Origin of the sequence: Achromobacter xylosoxidans, assembly GCF_001457475.1 — a bacterium.
Lineage (GTDB): Bacteria > Pseudomonadota > Gammaproteobacteria > Burkholderiales > Burkholderiaceae_B > Achromobacter > Achromobacter xylosoxidans.
In genome coordinates this window covers 1486524-1509391 of record NZ_LN831029.1, presented here as the reverse complement: position 1 = coordinate 1509391, position 22868 = coordinate 1486524, and the positions used below count along the sequence as shown (strand labels likewise).

General features: G+C 65.9%; 22 protein-coding genes. 3 read left to right on the top strand and 19 right to left on the bottom strand.

All coding sequences use genetic code 11. From position 1 onward, the window contains the following. The 14 genes from AT699_RS06850 to AT699_RS06785 form a co-directional block, all read right to left on the bottom strand. Complete coding sequence (locus AT699_RS06850) at positions 1–1503, bottom strand: NADH-quinone oxidoreductase subunit M (RefSeq protein WP_020924741.1); 1503 nt, start codon at positions 1501–1503, stop codon at positions 1–3. Next, a complete protein-coding gene (gene nuoL, locus AT699_RS06845; protein WP_006389219.1) occupies positions 1500–3536 on the bottom strand; it encodes an NADH-quinone oxidoreductase subunit L in 2037 nt (678 codons plus the stop codon). Before nuoL ends, AT699_RS06850 begins: the two co-directional genes overlap by 4 nt. A 17-nt stretch (positions 3537–3553) precedes the next feature. Beyond that, positions 3554–3862, bottom strand: a complete 309-nt coding sequence (gene nuoK / locus AT699_RS06840; RefSeq protein ID WP_006217969.1) for an NADH-quinone oxidoreductase subunit NuoK — start codon at positions 3860–3862, stop codon at positions 3554–3556. Beyond that, positions 3859–4509, bottom strand: coding sequence for an NADH-quinone oxidoreductase subunit J (locus AT699_RS06835; protein WP_006389218.1), 651 nt, complete (start codon positions 4507–4509; stop codon positions 3859–3861). Before AT699_RS06835 ends, nuoK begins: the two co-directional genes overlap by 4 nt. Before the next feature lie 17 nt (positions 4510–4526). Then, on the bottom strand, positions 4527–5015 hold the full coding sequence (nuoI, locus tag AT699_RS06830) for an NADH-quinone oxidoreductase subunit NuoI (protein WP_006389216.1): 489 nt from the start codon (positions 5013–5015) through the stop codon (positions 4527–4529). A 21-nt stretch (positions 5016–5036) separates the two neighbouring features. After that, complete coding sequence (nuoH, locus tag AT699_RS06825) at positions 5037–6110, bottom strand: NADH-quinone oxidoreductase subunit NuoH (RefSeq protein ID WP_006389215.1); 1074 nt, start codon at positions 6108–6110, stop codon at positions 5037–5039. Next, positions 6110–8437, bottom strand: a complete 2328-nt coding sequence (nuoG, locus tag AT699_RS06820; RefSeq protein WP_024068074.1) for an NADH-quinone oxidoreductase subunit NuoG — start codon at positions 8435–8437, stop codon at positions 6110–6112. The genes nuoH and nuoG overlap by 1 nt, the downstream gene beginning before the upstream one ends. A 15-nt stretch (positions 8438–8452) precedes the next feature. Beyond that, a complete protein-coding gene (nuoF, locus tag AT699_RS06815; protein ID WP_006389213.1) occupies positions 8453–9820 on the bottom strand; it encodes an NADH-quinone oxidoreductase subunit NuoF in 1368 nt (455 codons plus the stop codon). Beyond that, a complete protein-coding gene (gene nuoE / locus AT699_RS06810) occupies positions 9817–10311 on the bottom strand; it encodes an NADH-quinone oxidoreductase subunit NuoE (protein WP_006389212.1) in 495 nt (164 codons plus the stop codon). Before nuoE ends, nuoF begins: the two co-directional genes overlap by 4 nt. 46 nt (positions 10312–10357) lie before the next feature. After that, positions 10358–11614, bottom strand: a complete 1257-nt coding sequence (locus tag AT699_RS06805; protein ID WP_006389211.1) for an NADH-quinone oxidoreductase subunit D — start codon at positions 11612–11614, stop codon at positions 10358–10360. A 3-nt stretch (positions 11615–11617) separates the two neighbouring features. Beyond that, complete coding sequence (locus AT699_RS06800) at positions 11618–12244, bottom strand: NADH-quinone oxidoreductase subunit C (RefSeq protein WP_006389210.1); 627 nt, start codon at positions 12242–12244, stop codon at positions 11618–11620. Between the two features lie 82 nt (positions 12245–12326). Next, entirely contained in the window at positions 12327–12803 is a 477-nt protein-coding gene (locus tag AT699_RS06795; protein ID WP_006217960.1) for a NuoB/complex I 20 kDa subunit family protein, read from the bottom strand. Positions 12804–12845: 42 nt separating this feature from the next. Beyond that, entirely contained in the window at positions 12846–13205 is a 360-nt protein-coding gene (locus tag AT699_RS06790; RefSeq protein ID WP_020924744.1) for an NADH-quinone oxidoreductase subunit A, read from the bottom strand. Positions 13206–13625: 420 nt separating this feature from the next. Further along, positions 13626–14759 carry a porin gene (locus tag AT699_RS06785; protein ID WP_024068073.1) on the bottom strand — a complete coding sequence of 378 codons (1134 nt, stop codon included), beginning with the start codon at positions 14757–14759 and terminating at the stop codon, positions 13626–13628. Positions 14760–15197: 438 nt separating this feature from the next. On the opposite strand from AT699_RS06785, the gene AT699_RS06780 reads away from it, so the two are divergent. From AT699_RS06780 to AT699_RS06770, 3 genes are read left to right on the top strand one after another with little or no spacing between them, the layout of a single operon-like run. Next, complete coding sequence (locus tag AT699_RS06780; protein WP_024068072.1) at positions 15198–15812, top strand: TetR/AcrR family transcriptional regulator; 615 nt, start codon at positions 15198–15200, stop codon at positions 15810–15812. Continuing rightward, a complete protein-coding gene (locus tag AT699_RS06775; RefSeq protein ID WP_006389207.1) occupies positions 15809–16255 on the top strand; it encodes a PaaI family thioesterase in 447 nt (148 codons plus the stop codon). The genes AT699_RS06780 and AT699_RS06775 overlap by 4 nt, the downstream gene beginning before the upstream one ends. After that, positions 16252–16686: an NAD(P)-binding domain-containing protein gene (locus tag AT699_RS06770; RefSeq protein ID WP_024068071.1), complete on the top strand. Its 435-nt coding sequence runs from the start codon at positions 16252–16254 to the stop codon at positions 16684–16686. The genes AT699_RS06775 and AT699_RS06770 overlap by 4 nt, the downstream gene beginning before the upstream one ends. Here AT699_RS06770 and AT699_RS06765 read toward each other — a convergent pair. The 5 genes from AT699_RS06765 to AT699_RS06745 form a co-directional block, all read right to left on the bottom strand. Further along, complete coding sequence (locus tag AT699_RS06765; protein WP_024068070.1) at positions 16657–17424, bottom strand: phosphatase PAP2 family protein; 768 nt, start codon at positions 17422–17424, stop codon at positions 16657–16659. The genes AT699_RS06770 and AT699_RS06765 overlap by 30 nt on opposite strands. Then, entirely contained in the window at positions 17421–18257 is an 837-nt protein-coding gene (locus AT699_RS06760; RefSeq protein ID WP_024068069.1) for a metallophosphoesterase family protein, read from the bottom strand. Before AT699_RS06760 ends, AT699_RS06765 begins: the two co-directional genes overlap by 4 nt. Beyond that, positions 18254–19228, bottom strand: coding sequence for a diacylglycerol/lipid kinase family protein (locus AT699_RS06755; RefSeq protein ID WP_035184019.1), 975 nt, complete (start codon positions 19226–19228; stop codon positions 18254–18256). The genes AT699_RS06760 and AT699_RS06755 overlap by 4 nt, the downstream gene beginning before the upstream one ends. 76 nt (positions 19229–19304) lie before the next feature. After that, positions 19305–21104, bottom strand: coding sequence for a gamma-glutamyltransferase family protein (locus AT699_RS06750; protein WP_054499452.1), 1800 nt, complete (start codon positions 21102–21104; stop codon positions 19305–19307). Between the two features lie 95 nt (positions 21105–21199). Next, complete coding sequence (locus tag AT699_RS06745; protein ID WP_024068067.1) at positions 21200–22702, bottom strand: ABC transporter substrate-binding protein; 1503 nt, start codon at positions 22700–22702, stop codon at positions 21200–21202. Positions 22703–22868: the final 166 nt, after the last annotated feature.

The window sequence follows — 22868 nt, the reverse complement described above, 5'->3', positions numbered from 1 at the left end:
TTACAGTTTCGAGACGGCAACGTGTTGCAGCAGGGCCTCGACCGACACGTGCATCACGTCGGTGAAGGGCTTGGGATAGATCCCCATGTACAGCACGGCGATCGCCATCACGCCAAGAATCACGAATTCGCGGCGGTTGATATCGGTCAGCTCGCGGACGTGGTCGTTGGCGACGTCGCCCAGGACCACGCGCTTGACCATCCACAGCGAATACGAAGCGCCCAGGATCAGCGCGGTGGCCGCCAGCAGGCCGATCCAGAAGTTGTGCTCGACCGCGCCCATGATCACCATGAACTCGCCGACGAAACCGCTGGTGGCCGGCAGGCCGCTGTTGGCCATCGAGAACAGGATGAAGAACGTGGCGAAGCGCGGCATCACGTTGACCACGCCGCCGTAGTCGGCGATGCGGCGCGAGTGCATGCGGTCATAGAGCACGCCGATACACATGAACATGGCGCCCGAGACGAAGCCGTGGGAGATCATCTGCACGATGGCGCCTTCGACGCCGGCCGTGTTGAAGATGAAGAAACCCAGGGTGACGAAGCCCATGTGGGCGACCGACGAATAGGCCACCAGCTTCTTCATGTCGTCCTGCACGATCGCCACCAGGCCGATGTAGATCACGGCGATCAGCGACAGCGTGATCATCAGGCCGGCCAGGCTGTGCGAGGCGTCGGGCGCGATCGGCAGCGAGAAGCGCAGGAAACCGTAGGCGCCCAGCTTCAGCATGATCGCGGCCAGCACGATGGAGCCGCCGGTGGGCGCCTCGACGTGGGCGTCCGGCAGCCAGGTGTGCACCGGCCACATCGGCACCTTGACCGCGAAGGCCGCCAGCAGCGCCACGAAGATCAGGATCTGCGGGGTGTAGCCCAGCTTGGTCTGCTGCCAGGTCAGGATGTCGAACGAACCGCCCGAGGCATTCCACAGGTAGACGAACGCCACCAGCGTCAGCAGCGAGCCCATCAGGGTGTAGAGGAAGAACTTGAAGGCCGCGTACACCCGGTTCGGTCCGCCCCAGACGCCGATGATGATGTACATCGGGATCAGCGTGGCTTCGAAGAACACGTAGAACAGCATGCCGTCCAGCGCGCAGAACACGCCCACCATCAGACCCGACAGGATCAGGAAGGCGGCCATGTACTGCGACACGCGGCTGGTGATGACTTCCCAGCCGGCCAGCACCACGATGATGGTGATGAACGCGGTCAGGAGCACGAACCACAGCGAAATGCCGTCCACGCCCAGGTGGTAGTTGACGTTGAAGGCTTCGATCCAGGAGGTCTTCTCGACGAACTGCATGGCAGCCGTCTTGGAGTCGAACCCGGTGTACAGCGGGATCGTGACGAGGAAGCCGGCGATCGAGCCGATCAGCGACAGGCCGCGCGTCAGGCCGGGACGGTCGTCACGGCCCACCGCCAGCACCAGCAGGCCGAATACGATCGGGACAAAGATCGCAAGCGTGAGCCAGGGGAAAGTGTTGGATGCCATCTCGCTTGCCATCATTGGGGAATCAGCACAAAGAAAGTCACCAGCGCCATGATGCCGATGATCATCGCGAACGCGTAGTGATAGATGAAGCCGGACTGCAGGTGGCGGCTGATCGCCGACACCCAGCCCACCACGCGGGCGCTGCCGTTGATCAGCAGGCCGTCGATGATGCCGCGGTCGCCGGTCTGCCACAGGCCACGACCCAGGCAGCGCAGGCCGCGGGCGATGATCTGCTCGTTGACCCAGTCGACGTAGTACTTGTTCTCAAGCACCTTGTTGACGCCCGACAGGCTCGACTTGATCGCGGCCGGGACCTTCGGGTTGATCAGGTAGCAGTACCAGGCGATGACCGCGCCGGCCACGACCAGCCAGAACGGCAGGGTCTGGAAGGCGTGCAGGCCGAAGGCGACCCAGCCGTGCCATTCTTCATGCAGTTCGTGCATGGCGGGATGCTGCGGCAGCACCGTGATCACGCCGTTGAAGAACTTGCCGAACAGCATCGGATCCACCGCCCAGGCGCCGATCAGCACCGACGGGATCGCCAGCAGGATCAGCGGCAGGGTCACGACCCAGGGAGACTCGTGCGGCTTGCCGCCGTGGTGGCCATGGTCGTCGTGGCCGTGGTCGTCATGGCCGTGCGCGTCGTGGCCGTGGCCATGACCGTGGTCGCTGGTGTCGAAGCGTTCCTTGCCGTGGAAGACCAGGAAGTACACGCGGAACGAGTACAGCGAGGTCACGAACACGCCGATCAGCGTGGCGTAGTAGGCGAAGCTGGCGCCCCAGACGTGGGCGGCGCCGGCCGCTTCGATGATGTGTTCCTTCGAGTAGAAACCCGAGAAGAACGGCGTGCCGACCAGGGCCAGCGTGCCCAAGAGGAAGGTGATCCAGGTGATGGGCATGTACTTGCGCAGGCCGCCCATGTTGCGGATGTCCTGGTCATGGTGCATGCCGATGATGACCGAGCCCGCGCCCAGGAACAGCAGCGCCTTGAAGAACGCGTGCGTCATCAGGTGGAAGATCGCCACCGAGTAGGCCGAGGCGCCCAGCGCGACGGTCATGTAGCCCAGCTGCGACAGCGTCGAATACGCCACCACGCGCTTGATGTCGTTCTGGATGATGCCCAGGATGCCCAGGAACAGCGCGCCGATGGCGCCGATCACGATGATGAACGACAGCGCGGTGTCCGACAGCTCGAACAGCGGCGAGAAACGCGCGACCATGAAGATGCCGGCCGTCACCATGGTGGCGGCGTGGATCAGCGCGGAGATCGGGGTCGGGCCTTCCATCGAGTCGGGCAGCCAGGCGTGCAGGGGCACCTGCGCCGACTTGCCCATGGCGCCGATGAACAGGCAGATGCAGGCCACGGTCAGCAGCATCCAGTCCGAACCGGGCAGCGTCAGCTTGGACAGCTTGTCGGCCTGGGCGAACACTTCACCGTAGTGCATGGTGCCGGCGTAGGCGAACAGCAGGCCGATGCCGAGGACGAAGCCGAAGTCGCCGACGCGGTTGATCAGGAACGCCTTCATGTTGGCGAAGATCGCGGTCGGGCGGGTGTACCAGAAACCGATCAGCAGGTACGACACCAGGCCCACCGCTTCCCAGCCGAAGAACAGCTGCACCATGTTGTTCGACATCACCAGCATCAGCATGGAGAACGTGAACAGCGAGATGTACGAGAAGAAGCGCTGGTAACCGGGATCGTCGGCCATGTAGCCGATGGTGTAGATGTGCACCATCAGCGACACCGAGGTCACCACGACCATCATCATGGCCGACAGCGGATCGATCAGGAAGCCGATTTCCAGCTTGGTCTGGCCGATCAGGCTCCAGGTGTAGACCGCGCCGTCGAAGCGCAGGCCGTTGAGCACGTCGCCCAGCACCACCACCGAACCGATGGCGGAGATGAGCACGCCCAGGATGGTGATGACGTGCGAGGCGCGACGGCCGATCGGACGGCCCAGGAACCCGGTGCCGAAAAGGCCCGCGAGGATTGCTCCGGCCAGCGGCGCCAGCGCGATGAGCAGGTAGAGATTGGGTGAGCTAGACATTTTCTTCCAATACCCCGTCAGCCCTTCAGGCGATCGAGTTCGTCAACGTTGATCGTGTTCAGGTTGCGGAACAGCAGCACCAAAATGGCCAGGCCGATCGCCGCTTCGGCGGCGGCCACGGTCAGGATGAAGAACACGAACACCTGGCCGGCGGTGTCGCCGAACCAGCTGGAGAACGCCACGAAGTTCATGTTGACGGCCAGGAGCACCAGCTCGATGGACATCAACAGGATGATCAGGTTGCGGCGGTTCAGGAAGATGCCGAAGATCCCGATGGCGAACAGGATCGCCCCCAGGATCAGGTAATGGGCCAGCGTCAGCGTCATTGTTTTTCTCCTTGGGGCGCGGCGGGCGCGGCGGTGCCGTTCTGGGCCTGGGCGCGCTCGCTCTGGGCGGGCATGCTCACCATGCGGAAGCGGTCCTTCGAGCGCACGCGGACGGCGGCGACCGGGTCGTTGTACTTGACGTCGCGGCGGCGGCGCAGGGTCAGCGCGATGGCGGCGACCATGCCGACCAGCAGCAGCGCGGCGCCGACTTCGATGGCGTAGATGTAGTGCGTGTACATCGCTTCACCGAGGGCGCGGGCATTGTTGTAGTCGCCGGCGACCGGGGCCTGCGGGCCCGCGCCGTACCAGGTCGAACCCAGCACGAAGGCCATTTCCAGCACCATCACCAGGCCGATCACCAGGCCCAGCGGCAGGTAGGTCTTCATGCCCTGGCGCAGCGCATCCATGCGGATGTCGAGCATCATGACGACGAACAGGAACAGCACCATCACGGCGCCCACGTACACCAGCACCAGCAGCAGCGCGAGGAACTCGGCGCCCAGCAGCATCCACAGCATGGCCGCGTTGGCGAACGCCAGGATCAGGTGCAGGACGGCGGTGACCGGGCTGCGCGCGGTGATCACGCGGAACGCCGCGATCACCAGCACGGCGGCCAGTATGTAAAACAGGACAGTGGTAAAAGTCATGGATCAGGACCCTGGGCTCAACGGTAGGGAGCGTCTTCGGCCCGGCGGCGGGCGATTTCGGCTTCGTAGCGGTCGCCCACGGCGAGCAGCATGTCTTTGGTGAAATACAGGTCGCCGCGCTTTTCGCCGTGGTATTCGTGGATGTGCGTTTCCACGATCGAGTCCACGGGGCAGCTTTCCTCACAGAAGCCGCAGAAAATGCACTTGGTCAGGTCGATGTCGTAGCGCGTGGTGCGGCGGGTGCCGTCGTCACGCTGGTCCGACTCGATGGTGATGGCCAGCGCGGGGCACACGGCTTCACACAGTTTGCACGCGATGCAGCGCTCTTCCCCATTGGGGTAGCGGCGCAGCGCGTGCAGGCCGCGGAAACGCGCCGAGGTCGGCGTCTTTTCCTGCGGGTAGCGCAAGGTCACCTTGCGCTTGAAGAAATACTTGCCCGTCAGGCGCATGCCCTTGAGCAGTTCGGCCAGCATCAAGCTGCCGAAGAAATCTTTGATCGCTTCCATATCCTGCCTCTGCCTGGCGGCTTAGCGCCAAATGTTCCAGGGCGTCTGCATCCAGATCGCCACAATGACCAGCCAAACACCGGTCAGCGGGATGAAGATCTTCCAGCCCAAACGCATGATCTGGTCGTAGCGGTAACGCGGGAACGACGCGCGGAACCACACGAACAACGAAACCACGACGAACGTCTTGAGACCGAGCCAGATCCAACCCGGGATCCAGGTCAGCGGCGCGATGTCGATCGGCGACGCCCAGCCCCCCAGGAACATGATCGAGGCCATGCACGACAGCAGGATCATGTTGGCGTATTCGCCCAGGAAGAACAGCGCGAAGGCCATGCCCGAGTATTCGACCATGTGGCCGGCCACGATTTCCGATTCGCCTTCCACCACGTCGAACGGGTGGCGGTTGGTTTCGGCCACGGCCGAGATCACGTAGATCACGAACAGCGGCAGCAGCGGCAGCCAGTTCCAGGACAGGAACGTCAGGCCCTTGTCGGCGAACCAGCCGCGGTTCTGCACATGCACGATCTCGGACATGTTCAGGCTGCCGGACACCAGCAGCACCGTCACCAGCACGAAGCCGATGGCCAGTTCGTACGACAGCATCTGGGCCGAGGCGCGCAGCGCGCCCAGGAACGCGTACTTCGAGTTCGAGGCCCAGCCGGCGACGATCACGCCGTACACGCCGATCGACGTGATGGCCATGATGTACAGCAGGCCGGCGTTGACGTTGGCCAGGACCACGTCGGGGCCGAACGGCACCACCGCCCAGGCGGCCAGGGCCGGCATCAGCGTGACCACGGGAGCCACGACGAACAGCACCTTGTTGGCCTGGCTGGGGACCACGACTTCCTTGGTCAGCAGCTTGAACACGTCGGCGAACGGCTGCAGCAGCCCCTTGAAACCGACGCGGTTCGGGCCCATGCGCACGTGCATGGCGCCGATCATCTTGCGCTCCCAGTACGTCAGGTAGGCGACGCACAGGATGATGGGCACGGCGATGACCACGATCTTGATGATCGTCCAGAGAACCATCCAGACCGTCGGACCGAGCAATGCCGTTCCGTGGCTTTCAAGAACATTGAGCCATTCCATCAGGCACGCTCCACGCTGAGTTGACCAAATGCGCCACCCAGGGCTGCGGTATTTTCAAAGGCTGCGGCGATGCGCACGGCGCGATCGGCCACGGCGTCGTCCTGCACGGTTTCGAGCTCGACAGCGCCCTGCCCGCCCGTCACGCGGACCTTGACGCCGGCGGTCAGGCCCAGGCTGGTGAGCGTGTTGCCGTTCATGCGGGCGGCGGGCTTCTTCGAAGCCGGCGCGGCCTGCAGCGGTTCCGAGCGGCGCACCATGGCGTCGCTGCGGTAGATCGGCACGTCGGCGACGCGTTCCAGCCCGGTCAGGGGCTGGCCCAGGCCCAGCGGGGCCTTGATGTCGTTGGACAGGCGGCCTTCGACGCCGCCGGCCAGCGCGGCATCGCGCACGGACTCGGAGGTTTCGTCATCGAAGCCAGCCAGGTGCAGGACGTTGCCCAGCACGCGCAGGACCTTCCAGGCCGGACGGGTCTGGACGAAAGGCGCGACCGTGCCCTTGAAGCTCTGGGCCAGGCCCTGGGCGTTGACGAAGGTGCCCGAGGTTTCGGTGAACGGCGCCACCGGCAGCATGACGTCGGCCCATTCGGCGGCGGCCGAACGGTAAGGCGTCAGGGCCACGGCGAATTGCGCGCCGCGCAGCGCGGCGATGGCTTGCTGGCCATTGTCGGCATCCAGCAGCGGCTCGGCGTGCAGCACCACGTAGGCCTTGAGCGGCTCGGCCAGCATGGCGGCGGCGTTCTTGCCGCCCTTGCCCGGGATGGCGCCGGCCAGGTAACCACCGACGGTGTTGCCGCCGGAGGTCAGGAAACCGAACTTGCCGCCGGCCAGGTCGGCCACGGCGCGGCCGTTGGCGGCCAGGGTCGAGGCCTGGGCGCTGGCCACGGCCAGGTTGCCCATCAGCACGGCGGTGTTGGCGCCCGACGCCAGGCTGGCGGCGATGATCTTGGCGTTCTCGCCCGGGGTGACCGAGGCGAACTCGGCCGGCACCGCGGCTTCCTTGGCTTGCGCCAGGGCCACGGCCACTTCGGCCAGGGCGCGCGGCAGCTCGGACGGGGCCACGGTGAGGCGGCCGGCGACCGGCATCAGGGGATCGTCGGCGGCACTGTCGACCATCAGGATCTGCGTGCCGCGCTTGGCGGCCTGGCGCAGGCGCTGGGCCATCAGCGGGTGATCCTTGCGCAGGAACGAGCCGACCACCAGGACGCGGTCCAGGTTGTCGAGTTCGGCGATGGGCATGCCCAGCCACGGCGCGCCGGTCAGCGCGGCGTCGAAGGCCGGGTCGGTCTGGCGCAGGCGGAAATCGATGTTCTCGGAACCCAGCGCGCGGACCAGGCGGCCCAGCAGCGCGTATTCCTCGGTGGTGGCGTATTCCGACGCCAGGGCGCCGATCTGGCCGGCGCCAAAGCTGTCACGCACGCGCGACAGGCCCTGGGCCACGGCAGCCAGGGCGTCGGCCCAGGAGGCTTCCTGCCACTTGCCGTCGGCGCCCTTGATCATCGGCGCGGCCAGGCGGTCTTCGCTGTTCAGGCCTTCGTACGAGAAGCGGTCGCGGTCGCTGATCCAGCATTCGTTGATGGCTTCGTCCTCGAACGGCACCACGCGCATGACGCGGTCGCCCTTGACCTGGACCACCAGGTTGGCGCCCAGGCTGTCGTGCGGGCTGACCGAACGGCGACGGGCCAGTTCCCAGGTGCGGGCGCTGTAGCGGAAGGGCTTGGAGGTCAGCGCGCCCACCGGACAGATGTCGATCATGTTGCCCGACAGTTCGGATTCGATCGAGCGGCCCACGAACGAGGTGATTTCGGAGTGCTCGCCGCGGCCCAGCATGCCCAGTTCCATGACGCCGGCGATTTCCTGGCCGAAGCGCACGCAGCGGGTGCAGTGGATGCAGCGGCTCATTTCCTCGGCGGAAACCAGCGGGCCCAGGTCCTTGTGGAACACCACGCGCTTTTCTTCCTGGTAACGCGAGGAAGAGCCGCCGTAGCCCACGGCCAGGTCCTGCAGCTGGCATTCGCCGCCCTGATCGCAGATCGGGCAGTCGAGCGGGTGATTGATGAGCAAGAATTCCATCACCGACTTCTGAGCGGCGCGAGCCTTCTCGGAGCAGGTGTGCACGACCATGCCGTTCGTCACGGGGGTGGCGCAGGCGGGCAGCGCCTTGGGCGCCTTTTCCACTTCGACCAGGCACATGCGGCAGTTGGCCGCGATGGACAGTTTCTTGTGGTAGCAGAAATGCGGCACGTAAAGCCCGACTTTCTGGGCCGCATGCATCACCATGCTGCCCTCGGGCACTTCTACCGTATTGCCGTCGACGGTTAGTTCAACCATTGCTGTTCCTGAGACCTACAGATATTGCGGAACCACACACGACTTGTGCTCGATGTGGTGCGCGAATTCGTCGCGAAAATGCTTGAGGAAGCCACGCACGGGCATGGCGGCGGCGTCACCCAGGGCGCAGATGGTGCGGCCCATGATGTTGCCCGCCACGTTGTCCAGCATGTCCAGATCTTCCGGACGGCCGTGGCCGTTTTCGATGCGGTGCACCATGCGGTACAGCCAGCCGGTGCCTTCGCGGCACGGCGTGCACTGGCCGCAGCTTTCCTCGAAATAGAAATACGACAGGCGCAGCAGCGACTTGACCATGCAGCGCGTCTCGTCCATGACGATCACGGCGCCCGAACCCAGCATGGAACCCGCCTTGGCGATGGCGTCGTAGTCCATCGTGGTTTCCATCATGATGTCGGCCGGCAGCACCGGGGCGCTCGAACCGCCCGGGATCACGGCCTTGAGCTTCTTGCCGCCGCGCATGCCGCCCGCCAGTTCCAGCAGGGTCGAGAACGGGGTGCCCAGCGGGATCTCGTAGTTGCCGGGACGCTCGACGTCGCCGGTGATCGAGAACAGCTTGGTGCCGCCGTTGTTGGGCTTGCCGACTTCGAGGTAGGCCTGGCCGCTGTTGCGGATGATCCAGGGCACCGCCGCGAAGGTTTCGGTATTGTTGATGGTGGTGGGCTTGCCGTACAGGCCGAAGCTGGCCGGGAACGGCGGCTTGAAGCGCGGCTGGCCCTTCTTGCCTTCCAGCGATTCCAGCAGCGCGGTTTCCTCGCCACAGATGTAGGCGCCATAGCCGTGGAACGCGTGCAGCTGGAAGTTGAATTCCGAACCCAGGATCCTGTCGCCCAGGAAACCGGCGGCGCGCGCCTCTTCCAGGGCCTCTTCGAAGCGCTCGTAGACTTCGAAGATTTCACCGTGGATGTAGTTGTAGCCGACGCTGATGCCCATCGCGTAGGCGGCGATCGCCATGCCTTCGATCACGATGTGCGGGTTGAAGCGCAGGATGTCGCGATCCTTGAACGTGCCCGGTTCGCCTTCGTCCGAGTTGCAGACGAGGTACTTCTGGCCCGGGAAGGCGCGCGGCATGAAGCTCCACTTCAGGCCGGTCGGGAAGCCCGCGCCGCCGCGGCCGCGCAGGCCCGACGCCTTGACTTCGGCGATCACGTCTTCCGGCTTCATGCCGGTGGTGAGGATCTTGCGCAGGGCTTCGTAGCCGCCGCGCTTGACGTAGTCGGCCAGGCGCCAGTTGGCGCCGTCGACGTCGGCCATGATCTGCGGCTTGATGTGACGGCCGTGCAGGCACATCGAATTGGACAGGTCGTTCAGCGGGTTGGGCTCCAGGCCCTGCGCGAACTGCTTGTAGATGTCCGGCGCGTTCATGCCGACTCTCCTTGCGCCTTGAGGGCCGCGACCAGCGCGTCCAGCTTCTCTTCGGTCATGCGCACGCACATATGCTTGTTGTTCACGATCAGCACGGGGGAATCGCCGCAGGCGCCCATGCACTCGCCCTCGACCAGGGTGAACTGGCCGTCGGCGGTGGTTTCGCGATAGTCCACGCCCAGCTTGCGCTTGAGGTAGTCACCCGCACGTTCGCCGTCGCGCAAGGCACAGGGCAGGTTGGTGCAGACCGCGATCTTGGTCTTGCCGACGGGCTTGACGTCGAACATGTTGTAGAAGGTGGCGACTTCCTGCACCGCGATGGGCGGGACGCCGATGTAGTTCGCTACATCTTCGATGATGTCGGTAGCCAACCAGCCCTTCTCTTCCTGCGCGATGGCAAGAGAGGCCATGATGGCGGACTGCCGCTGGTCGGCCGGGAACTTGGCGAGTTCTCGGTCGATTTTCTGGTAGGCCTGTTCGGAAAGCAGCATAGTTTGAATCCGGGTTATGCGGGCGTGCTCGTGACTGTCTGGCGGATCAGCGATCGATCTCGCCGAAAACGATGTCCTGCGTACCAATGATGGTGACGGCGTCGGCGATCATGTGACCGCGCGACATTTCGTCCAGCGATTGCAGGTGGGCAAAGCCGGGGGCCCGAATCTTCAGGCGGTACGGCTTGTTGGCGCCGTCCGACACCAGGTAGATGCCGAACTCGCCCTTGGGATGCTCCACCGAAGCAAACGCTTCGCCCGGGGGCACGTGGAAACCTTCCGTGAAGAGCTTGAAGTGGTGGATCAGCTCTTCCATGTTGGTCTTCATGGCGGTGCGCTTGGGCGGGGCGATCTTGTGGTTCTCGATCATGACCGGGCCCGGGTTGTTGCGCAGCCATTCCACGCACTGGCGGATGATGCGGTTGCTCTCGCGCATTTCGGCGATGCGGACCAGGTAGCGGTCGTAGCAGTCGCCATTGACGCCGACGGGAATGTCGAAATCGAGCAGGTCGTAGACTTCGTAGGGCTGCATCTTGCGCAGGTCCCAGGCCACGCCCGAGCCACGCAGCATCGGGCCGGTGAAGCCCAGCGCCTTGGCGCGGTCGGGATCGACCACGCCGATGCCGACCAGGCGCTGCTTCCAGATGCGGTTGTCGGTGAGCAGGGTTTCGTACTCGTCGACGCAGGCGGGGAAGCGGTTGGTGAAGTCTTCGATGAAATCCAGCAGCGAGCCCGAACGCGCGTCGTTCATGACGCGCACTTCCTTCTCGCCACGGTATTTGCTGGTCTCGCCGTACTGCGGCATGGTGTCCGGCAGGTCGCGGTAGACGCCGCCCGGACGATAGTAGGCCGCGTGCATGCGCGCGCCCGAGACCGCTTCGTAGCAGTCCATCAGGTCTTCGCGTTCACGGAAGGCGTACAGGAACACCGCCATGGCGCCCACGTCCAGCGCGTGCGAACCCAACGACATCAGGTGGTTCAAGAGGCGCGTGATCTCGTCGAACATCACGCGGATGTACTGCGCGCGCAGCGGGGCTTCGACGCCCAGCAGCTTCTCGATGGCCATGACGTAGGCGTGCTCGTTGCACATCATGGACACGTAGTCCAGGCGGTCCATGTAGGGCAGCGCCTGGATGTAGGTCTTGTGCTCGGCCAGCTTTTCAGTGGCGCGGTGCAGCAGGCCGATGTGCGGGTCGGCGCGCTGGATGACTTCGCCGTCCAGCTCGAGCACCAGGCGCAGCACGCCGTGGGCGGCCGGGTGCTGCGGGCCGAAGTTGAGCGTGTAGTTCTTGATTTCTGCCATGATTCAACGTCCCAAGCCGTAGGTGTCTTCGCGCACCACGCGCGGCGTGATCTCGCGCGGGTCGATCGTGACGGGCTGGTAAATGACGCGCTTCTGTTCCGGGTCGTAGCGCATTTCGACGGTGCCGGAGAGCGGGAAGTCCTTGCGGAACGGGTGGCCGATGAAGCCGTAGTCGGTCAGGATGCGGCGCAGGTCGGGGTGGCCTTCGAAGACGATGCCGTACAGGTCGAACGCCTCGCGCTCGAACCAGCCCACGGCCGGCCAGCATTCCATCAGCGAGGCGACCATCGGGAATTCGTCGTCCGGCGCCCAGGTGCGCACGCGCAGGCGCCAGTTGTTCTCGACCGAAAGCAGGTGCGCGACCACGGCGAAGCGCGCGCGGTGCACCTTGGCGTTGGCTTCCTCGGGCAGCTGGCGCGTGCCGTTGCCCCAGGTGAGGTAGTCGACGCCACAGAGGTCGATACAGATTTCGAAGCGCAGGCCGGCTTCGGTGCGCAGCTTGTTGCAGACGGAGAACCACTGCTCCGCGGGCACTTCGAGCGTCAGCTCGCCCAGCGCCTCGGTCAGCGCGATGTCCGCGCCGAGGGTGGTCTGCAAATTGTTTTTCAGGGTTTCGAGCCTGGTCATCATCTTGTACGCTTAGGTGAACCGATACGCTGTTTCGCGGGGTCCTGCGGCGGCGTTTGCGGCGGCCGCGGACCGGTGCGCAAACTCAGCGCGCAATCGTGTTGGTCAGGCGGATCTTGTTCTGCATCTGCAGCAAGCCGTAGACCAGCGCCTCGGCCGTGGGCGGGCAGCCCGGCACGTAGACGTCTACCGGTACGATGCGATCGCAGCCGCGCACCACGGAATACGAGTAGTGGTAGTAACCGCCACCATTGGCACAGGAGCCCATCGACACCACCCAGCGCGGTTCGGGCATCTGGTCGTAGACCTTGCGCAGCGCCGGCGCCATCTTGTTGCACAGCGTGCCGGCCACGATCATCAGGTCGGACTGGCGCGGGCTGGGACGGAAGATGATGCCGAACTGGTCCAGGTCGTAGCGGGCCGCGCCCGCGTGCATCATCTCGACCGCGCAACAGGCCAGGCCGAAGGTCATGGGCCACATGGAGCCGGTTTTCGCCCAGTTAAGGAACTTGTCGGCGCTGGTTGTGATGAACCCTTGCTTGAGAATGCCGTCTATAGCCATATTCGTCTCTGATAGCGTGCGGTGATGAAATAACCCGGAGGGTCATTCCCAGTCCAGCGCGCCCTTTTTCCATTCGTAGATGAAGCCGACGGTCAACACGGCGAGGAAAACCATGACCGTCCAGAAGCCGACGATTCCAACCGTGCCCTGGGCGATGGCCCACGGGAACAGGAACGCGATTTCCAGGTCGAAAAGAATGAACAGGATCGCCACCAGGTAGTAGCGCACGTCAAACTTCATGCGCGCGTCTTCGAACGCTTCGAAGCCGCACTCATAGGGGGATAGCTTCTCGGCGTAGGGACGCCGCGGGCCAAGGAGGGAGCCGGCCGTCAGAAGCGCGAACCCGATAAGGGTGGCCACTACGATAAACAGCAGGACGGGGAAATACTGTTGCAGGTTCATTCAGGCGTCCGTCAAATGCGCAAACCTTAGGATTGTAGCATTCGCGCGGTTACTTCCGGCTGAACTCTGTAGCGTGAACAGCGGGTGAAAGACTGCATTTCTCCAGTGGAACAATCGCAATCTTTGACGGGAAGCAAACAGCTTACCGCAATCGCGCCACGCCCGCGCCGCCAGCACGATAAAACGCCCGCACAGCGGCCACGCGCGACACCATTCACACCTCCTTCGCCGCTGATCGCGCACACCTCGCGACGACACACGACACCCGCCCGCACGCACCGCCATGCGCGCGGACCTGTCGCTTAAAAAAGCAGACATTTCGGACATAAAAAAAGCCACCCCGGAGGGTGGCTTCATATGAACGGGCCGAAGCCCGCTCATGCACTACGAATCGAGGCAGGACTTGCGCCCTGCTTTCGATTAGAAGCGGTGACGCAGGCCGACGCCGACGGCGGTCGCCTTGACGCCATCGTTGAAGGCGTAGTTCTTCGAGTACGAACCGTAGGCGTACAGGTTGGTACGCTTGGACAGGTCGTAGGTGTAGCCCAGCGAGTACACGTTCATCGTGGCGTCGTCGCCCGTCAGCTTGTCGTTCGACGGATCGACACGTTGCCACGAACCGAACAGGCTCGAAGCACCGCCGATCGGGGCCGACAGACCCAGCATGTACGAGTTGGCCTTGAAGCCATCAGCGAACGAGTTGTTGGTGAAGCCCAGGTCATTGCCGTTGGCCAGCGTGCCCGAAGCACCCGACGGATTCGACGTGGTGAACCAGCCATCGGTCGTGCGAGCGTAGGCCAGAGCCAGCTTCACGACTTCGAAGTCGTAGCTGCCGCCGATCATGTACGAACGCGGGGTGGCGTCGACTTCGTCTTGGAACTGCTTGTTCGAAGCCTTCAGTTGGTCGTAGGACAGAGCCACGTTCAACGGGCCGTTGACGTAACGCAGACCGGTCGTGATGGCACGGACGTTGTCGGCGGTGCGGAAGCCCGAACGACGAGCGTCGGTGTTGCGATCATCAGCGCTGAACGAGTAGCCAACGCCAAACTGGAAGCCGCTGAACGACGGGGTTTGGTACATGACCATGTTGTCGTAGCGAGCGGTGTTGGCAGCGCTCATGCCGGTGCCGATGTTGGCGACGTTGAAGCCGGCGCCGAACGGATCGATCGAACCGAAGTACTTCGAGGCGATGTTGGTTTGACGACCGAAGTCCAGTTGGCCCCAGCTGTCGCTGGCCAGACCGACGGTGGCTTGGCGACCGAACAGACGACCGTCTTGAGCGGAGTTGCCGTTACCCGAGTTGAAACCCGATTCCAGTTGGAAAACAGCGCGCAGGCCGTCACCCAGATCTTCCGAACCACGCAGGCCCCAACGCGAACCGTTCTGAACGCCGTTGATCATGCCGATACGGCTGCCGTTGGCATCGCCAGCACCGCTGATCTTGTTGTAGCCGATACCCGTGTCGATGATGCCGTACAGGGTGACAGACGTTTCTGCCTGGGCGACACCGGCGAAACCGGCGAGCAGGGCGGCAGCGAGCAGAGTCTTTTTCATTTAAGAAATCTCCGTTGATTTGAGTGACAAGAGCAGCAATCCAGCAAACCAGCCTGCCGCCCCCCTAACTCCGCGAAGGGAAGTTGACGCTATTGCATCAAAAATCAGGGGGGCTGGCTATGGTAGACACCAGAAAAGTGCAGGTTTGCGACAGCCTTGTTGGGATATTGCAACATCAGACCAATCCCGCTAGGGCTAACCCTGAATTTTGCAAACGATCACGTATTCACGCGACTTTCAGCCCTGACCCCAATAATTCGCTGATACCGCCCTTATTTCTTTTGAACGATTTCCCCCCGGTCCGCCAGCGCCCGGTTGAGGCCCTGCCGTCCCGCCGGCCCGCGCCCTTGCGTGGCCGGTTGGCGATGTCTTTAATAACGTTTTTATTTAAATAAATCGTCGATATTATTTAACAACACCTCAATCCCCTGGCTGCCGATGCCTACCTCAACTCCGCGCGCTGACCGCAACGAACGCCTGAGCGCCCTGCGCCGCCAGATGATCCTGGACGCCGCGCAGCGCGTATTCGAGCGTGACGGCCTCGAAAAGACCACCATCCGCGCGATCGCCAAGGAAGCCGGTTGCACCACGGGCGCGATATATCCCTGGTTCGCCGGCAAGGAAATCCTGTACGGCGCCTTGCTGGACGAATCGTTGCAGCGCCTGCATGCGCATCTGCAGGCGGCGACCGCCGACTGCGCCCCCGCTGCCGCGGCGCGCCAGGCCATCCTGGCCTTTTTCGGCTACTACGCCGAGCGCCGCACCGATTTCTCGCTCGGGCTGTACCTGTTCCAGGGCCTGGGGCCGCGCGGCCTGGGCCGCGACATGGACGAACAGCTGAACGGCCGGCTGCGCCAATGCGTCGACGTGCTGGGCCAGGCGCTGGCCCGCACCAAGTCCTGGGCCGCCGGCGCGGTGCAGGTCGAGCAGATGAACGTCTTCACCTACCTCATCGGGCTGTTGTTGCTGCTGCACACCCGCCGCCTGAAATCCCTGGGCCAGCAGGCCGACGTCCTGCTGGATCATTATTGCCACGCGCTGGAACAACGATGACCTCCACCACCCTGCCCTGCGCCCAGGCCGAGGCGCCACTGATCAGCCTGGCCGACTTCCAGCTATTGCTGGCCGAACAGCATCCCTTTTCCCTGTTGCTGGGCATCGAGGTGCAACGGATCGGCCGCGGCACCGCCCTCGCCGTCCTGCCCGCGCGCGACAGCCACCAGCGCCTGGGCGGGATCGTCGCGGGCCCGATGCTGATGGGGTTGGCCGACCTGGCCATGTATGCCGCGGTGGTCGGCGCCACCGGACAGGCCCATGCCGTCACCGCCAGCCTGACCATCAACTTCCTGCGCAAGAGCCCGGCCGGGGCGGTCCACGCCGACGCCCGGCTGCTCAAGGTGGGCCGCCTGTCGGCGGGCGAGGTCATCCTGACCGCGGCCGGCGGCGGCGAACCGCTGGCCCATATCGTCAGCACCTGGTCGGTGCCCAAGCCATGAGCCTGCGCATCAGCATCGTGGGAATGGGGCGCACCGGCACCCAGGCGGCACGGCGGCTGCTGGCGGCCGAGCCCGATATCGCCCTGACGGTCTATGACATCGACCCGGACCGCTGCGAGGACTTCCGCGGCAGCGCGACCCTGGCCACCTCGGCGCGTGAAGCCCTGGCCGAGTCGGACACCATCGTGCTGGCGCTGCCGCGCGAACGCGAGATCGACCGCACCCTGGAGCGCTTCAGCGACGGCGAAGTGACCGCGCCCGTGGCCGGCAAGCTGATCGTCGACCTGGAACCCCCGCCACCGGACCGGGCGCGCCGGCTCGACCAGGCGATCGCCACCGCCGGCGGCCGCTATGCCTGCGCCGCGCTGAGGTCGCGGGATATCCGCGGAACCGACGCGCGCCTACTGGATGCGCTGCTCCCGCCGCGCTGAAGCGCTCGCCCGTTCCGTCACGGCCACGCAAATGGCCAGCCAGGCGAAGCTGATGGCAAAACCCGCCGCCACGTCGCTGGCGAAGTGCACCTGCAACAGGACCCGGCTCAACCCGATCGCCATGATCAGCGCGGCGGCCAGCGCCACGCCTGGCAACCGCCAGGCCTGAGGCGCGAGACGCCAGGCCAGGTAACACGCCGCGCCGTACACCGCCATGGCCGCCGAGGCATGCCCGCTGGGGAAACTCCAGCCCAATGCCGTCGCGAAACCGTGGTCATGTTCGGGGCGGACGCGCTCGAAGCCGTGCTTGAGCAGCCGGTTGAGCGCCCCGCCGCCGCCGGTGGCAATGGCGCAGAAAGCAGCCAGGCGCCACTGCCGGTGCCACAGCAATGCGACCGTCATCGCGATGGCCAGCACCGTCAACAGGCTGCGATCGCCCAGGGTGGTGAACCACGACAGCAGCCACAGCACGGAATCCGCCATCGACATGCTCAGGGCGCCTGCCAGGGCGCTATCGAACTCGACCACCACGCCCGGTCGCGTCACGGCCGCGGCCAGCGACAGGAAGACGGCGCAGGCCAGGGCGACCGCGCCGGCGAAGCCAGCCAGGCGGGCCGCTGGCGCGGCCCGGACATAGGCCCGCGCCAGCAACACCGCCACGAGCGCGATGCCCGGCGGCGCCAGCATGAACAGGAGCAGCGCGTGAGACGCCACCCCGGCCGCGCAGGAATCGGTCATCGCGCCCCCGCCGGCAGGCCGGCCTGGCCATCGCCGCCAGCCGTCGTGACCAGCGTCCTGTCGGCCGGCACGAAAGCGTGGGCGCCAGCGGCGTAGTCCCAGCGCTCCACGTGGCAGACGCGCGTATCGCCCGTGGTTTCGCAACTGATCAGGTTGACCGAATTGGGGATATTGCCCCGCACCCGGCGCGAGCATGCGGTGCCGGCCTGCACCACCCAGCCGGCGGCCACGGCCGGGTCGACGCTGGCGGGCAGCACGTAGGGCAGGTGGATATGCCCCCCCAGGATCAGGTCGATCCCGGCCTGGGCCCAGGCGGCCAGCGCACGTTGGCGGCCGATCAGCAGGTTGGAGTGATCGGATTCGACCTTGGCGCGCATCGGGTGATGCGCCACCACCACCCGCAACTGCCCCGGCCTGGCCTGGCGCAGGCGCTGCGCCACGCGCGCGATCTGCGCATCGGAAATCTCGCCGTCCTTGCGGCGGCGGGGCCGCGTGGTGTTGACGCCGATGGCCAGCAGCCCGTCGGATTCATAGACCGGCTCGAGCACGGCGCCGAGCGCGCGCTTGTAGTTGCCGTAAGGATTGAGCGCCCGCGCGAACAGGTTGAAGAGCGGAATGTCGTGATTGCCCGGCACCGCCAACACCGGCAGCGACAGGCGCTCGATGAACTTGCGGGCGGCGGCGAACTGGCCGCGCCGCGCGCGCTGGGTGATGTCGCCGCTGATCACGACCAATTCGGGTGAAAGTGATCGGGCCAGGTCCAGCGCGGCCTCGACCACCGGCTTGCGCTCGGTGCCGAAGTGGGTGTCGGAGAACTGCAGGATGCGCGTCATGGCCGCCCCTCTTCCGGGGCGGCGACCGGCACCACCAGCGGCAGAGGCGTGTCGGACACCTTGAATTCCAGCGGGGTGTCCATCCAGGATATTTCGCCATCCATGGCGACCTTGACGCGGCGGCGCCCACGGATCGAGACCATCAGACGGTCGAAGGCAAAACTGACGACGTGCTCGGCCTCGCCCAGCCGGCTGAACAGGCCGCGCAGCAACAGGCCGTACAGCGCCAGCGTGCCGACCGGCCGCGCCGCCATGGCCACCAGGTGGCCGCGGTCCAGTTCGGCGGGATCGATGCCGATATGCTCCAGTTGCAGGCGATTGTTGCCCACCACCAGCGTTGGCGAACGCAGGTCGCGCACGCGGCCTTCGTAGTCGAGCCGCAGGCTGAGCTGGCGCGGCGCGCGCATCAGCGTCACGAGCCCGGACCACAGCGCCACCAGGCGGCTGCGGCCGAAGCGCTGCTTGTAGGCTTCGCGGTCTTCGAGCAGTTGCGGGTACAGGCCCAGGCTGGCATTGACCAGGAACAGGCGGCCGTTGAGCAGGCCGACCTGCACCGGCCGCAGCTCGCCGCCCAGCAGGCCGCGCAGCGCGGCTTCGGTGTCCTGCGAGATGCCGTAGCGGCGGCCGAAGTAATTGAAGGTGCCTTGCGGCAGGATGCCGAACGGCACGCCCTGCCCCAGCACCTGGCCGGCGACGGCGTTGAGCGTGCCGTCGCCGCCGGCCGCGACCACGATGCCGCCAGCCTCGCGCGCCAAGGCCACGGCCTCGCGGGCGGTGGCGACCAGGCGCGACGGATCATCGACCGGCATCAGCTGGAAGCGGCGGCCGGCCTCGTCGAGCACGCGGCGGATGATGTCCTGCAGCGCTTGCGCGTCGCCGCGCCCGGAGCCGGTGTTCAGGACGATGAAGAGGGGTTCGTGTCCCGTCAGGGGAGGAGCCCCGCTCGCCGGGCTCTGCTGGATAGGCGTCATGGGCAAAAGATAGCCCATGGCGGCAAATCGCCGCAACCGTGCCGGCGCGCGCCGGGCGGGCGCGCCGGCACGAGGCTCAGCGGCCGACCGCGTAGGCCTGCATCAGGCGCGGCGTGGCGGCCGCGTGCAGCAGGCCGTCGGCGTCGCGCGAGGCGGCGGTCAGGCGGCCGACCGACCATTGCGGCACTTCCTCGATCTGGTGGCCGCGGGCGTGCAGCGCGGCAATGGTCTCGGCGCCGAAGCCGCTTTCCACCGCCAGGTGCCCCGGCTTGCGGTCGCGCGGGTAGAACGAGGTGGGGAAATGCATGGTGTGCGACATCGGCAGGTCGATGGCTTCCTGCAGGTTCAGGCCATGGTGCGCGTGGCGCAGGAAGAACAGCAGTTGCCATTGCTCCTGCTGGTCGCCGCCCGGCGTGCCGAATGCGAGATAGGGCCGGCCCTCGCGCAGCGCCAGCGACGGCGTCAGCGTGGTGCGTGGACGCTTGCCCGGCGCCAGCGTGCCCGGCAGCCCCTCCTCCAGCCAGAACATCTGGGCGCGGGTGTTCAGCCCGAAGCCCAGTTCCGGGATCACCGGCGAGGACTGGAACCAGCCGCCCGACGGCGTGGCCGAGATCATGTTGCCCCAGCGGTCGATGACGTCCACGTGGGTGGTGTCGCCGCGCTTGACCGAGGCGCGCATGTCGGCCAGCGTCGGTTCGTTGGTCGCGCTGCCGGGGGCCGACACCTTGGACAGCCGCTGCAGGGTGTCCATCACGCGCGCCACCTGCGCCTCGAAACCGGGGATCTGTCCGGGCCGCAGGTCCTGCGAGGCTTGCTCGCCGATGAGGGCGCGGCGCGCGTCGTTGTACTCGTCGGACAGCAGTTGCGCCAGCGGCACGTCGACGAAGGCGGGATCGCCGTAGTAGGCCTCGCGGTCGGCGAAGGCCAGCTTCATGGCTTCGGTGACGCGGTGCACGAACTCGGCGCTGGTCGGGCCGACGCCGGCCAGGTCCATGTCCTTGAGCAGCGCCAGGGTCTGCAGGAATACCGGCCCCTGGCTCCAGGCGCCCGCCTTGGCCACGGTGTAGCCGTGGTAGTCATAGGTGGCGGGCTGGTCGTAGCTGGCCGACCAGCCGGCCAGGTCGTCGGCGGTGATCACGCCGCGATGGCGCTGGCCGCTTTCGTCCATGACCTCGTTGCCGCGCGCGAACCTGTCGATGGCCTCGGCCACGAAGCCGCGGTAGAAGGCGTCGCGGGCCGCCTCGATCTGGCGCTCGCGGTCGGCGCCGGCCTGTTCCGCTTCCCGCAGCACGCGGGTCCAGGTGGCGGCCAGCGCCGGGTTGCGGAACAGCTTGCGGGCCTCGGGCACGTTGCCGCCGGGCAGGTAGACCTGCGCGGAGGTGGGCCAGTGGGCCTGGAAGAAGTCCTTCAGGCCGGCGATGGTGTTGGAGATACGCGGCATCAGCGCGTGGCCGTGTTCGGCGTAGTAGATGGCGGGTTCCAGCACGTCGCGCACGCGCATCGTGCCGTGGTCGCGCAGCAGCTGCATCCAGGCATCGAAGGCGCCGGGGATCACGGTGGCCAGCAGGCCGTTGCCGGGGATCAGCGCGAGGCCTTCGGCGCGGTAGCGCTCGAGCGTGGCGGCGGCGGGCGTGGCGCCCTGGCCGCACAGCACTTCGACGCGGCCGGTGCGGGCGGAATAGAACACCGCCGGCACTTCGCCGGCCGGGCCGACCAGGTGGGGCTCGACCACCTGCAGCACGAAGGCCGAGGCGACACAGGCGTCGAACGCGTTGCCGCCGCGCTCCAGCAGCGACATGCCGGCCGAGCTGGCCAGCCAATGGGTGGACGTCACGACACCAAAGGTGCCGAGGATTTCCGGGCGAGTCGTAAACATCATGGTGCGATCCTGTTGCGGACGGCGCGAGGCCGGCGGCCGCGAGAGACAAGTAAAAACGGGACCCGCAACCGGATCCCGTGTCTGGCTCGATGCTACTTCCCGGCCAGGGTGACGCCCTTCAGGCGAATCAGGCCATCGGGATACGGCACGAAGCCTTCCAGCTTCTTCTGCGTGCCGAAGGTCCACGGCAGGTAGAACAGGTAGACGATGGGACGCTGGTCCTGCATCACCGACAGCACCTGGTCGTACAGGGCGCGGCGCTTGGCCGTGTCCGGCTCGGCGCGGGCGTCGTTGAGCAGCTTGTCGGCCTGCGGGTCGCAGAACTTGCCGTCGTTCAGGTTGCCCTTGCAGCTCAGGTACTGGTGGATGTTGCCGCTGGGATCGACCCGGCCCGACCAGCCGCTCTGCCCGACTTCGAAGTCACCGCGGGCCAGCGACGATTGCAGCGAGGCGAACTCCACCGGACGCAGGGTGATGTCGAAGCCGGCTTCGGCGCCCATGGCCTGCACCAGCTCGAACACCTGTTGCATGGTGGTGTTGTTGCCGAAGGTGATCTCGAACTTGACGCGGTCGAAGCCCGCTTCCTTGAGCAGGGCCTGGGCCTTCCTGGGATCGCGGCCGGCGTGCTCGAACGACTTGTTGTAGGCGAAGCTGGCCGGCGGGAACGGCTGGTAGGCCGGCTGGTACTGGCCTTCGCCGATGACCTGGTTGAGCACGTCGCGGTCGATGGCCAGGTCAAGCGCCTGGCGCACGCGCTTGTCCTTGGCCAGGGGGTTGTTGGCGCGCGCGCCGTTGCCCAGGTTGACCGAAATCGACTGGAAGCCCAGGCCGGTGACCGGCGCCAGGCGCAGGTTGGCGTCGTCCTTGACCGCCTTGGCATCGCTGGGCGCCACGCGTTCGATGATGTCGAGGTCGCCGGCGCGCAGGTTGTTCAGGCGCACGGTGTTGTCGGGGATCGGCGTGAACACCACGCGGTCGAAGTGGTAGTTGGCGGCGTCCCAGTACTTGGGAAATTTCTCGAGCACGATGCGGTCGTTCTGCACCCGCTCCTTGAACTGGTACGGGCCGGAGCAAACCGGCTTGCCGCCGGGGTCCTTGTCGAACGAGGCGGGCGAGATCATCATGCCGGCCCGGTCGGACAGTTGCGACAGCAGCGAGGCGTCGGGTTCGGACAGGTGCAGCACCACGGTGCCGGCGTCGGGCGCGTCGACGCTGGCCACGGTGGCCAGTTCGCTCTTGCGGTTGCTGTCGGGCAGCGTGCGGGCGCGGTCCAGGTTGGCCTTGACGGCGGCGGCGTCGATCGGCGTGCCGTCATGGAACACGGCATCGGTGCGCAGCTTGAACGTCAGGGTCTTGTTGTCCGGGCTGGTGCTCCAGGACTGGGCCAGCTGCGGCACGAACTTCAGGTCCGGCGTGATGTCGACCAGCTTGTCGCACAGCGAGGCGAACACGATGCGGCCGACAAAGGTGCGGGCGCGGGTCGGATCGAGCACGTCCGGGTCGTCCTGCAGGCCGACCCTCAGGGTCGATTGGGCGTGGGCCAGCCCGCTGGCCAGCATTCCCGCCATGGCCATGGCGAGGCAGAGTTTACGCATGAATGATCTCCGTCGATTCAGGCGGCCTGCTTCCCCCCGCGCCGGACGGCGCGCCGCCCGGCAATGAGGGAACAGACCCCGAGCCGTGCTGCATCGCCGGGCCCATCCCCCCGTTGCGCACGTTCTTGTTGGATTCTGCGCCAGGCGCGCGGCGATTGTATAGAGC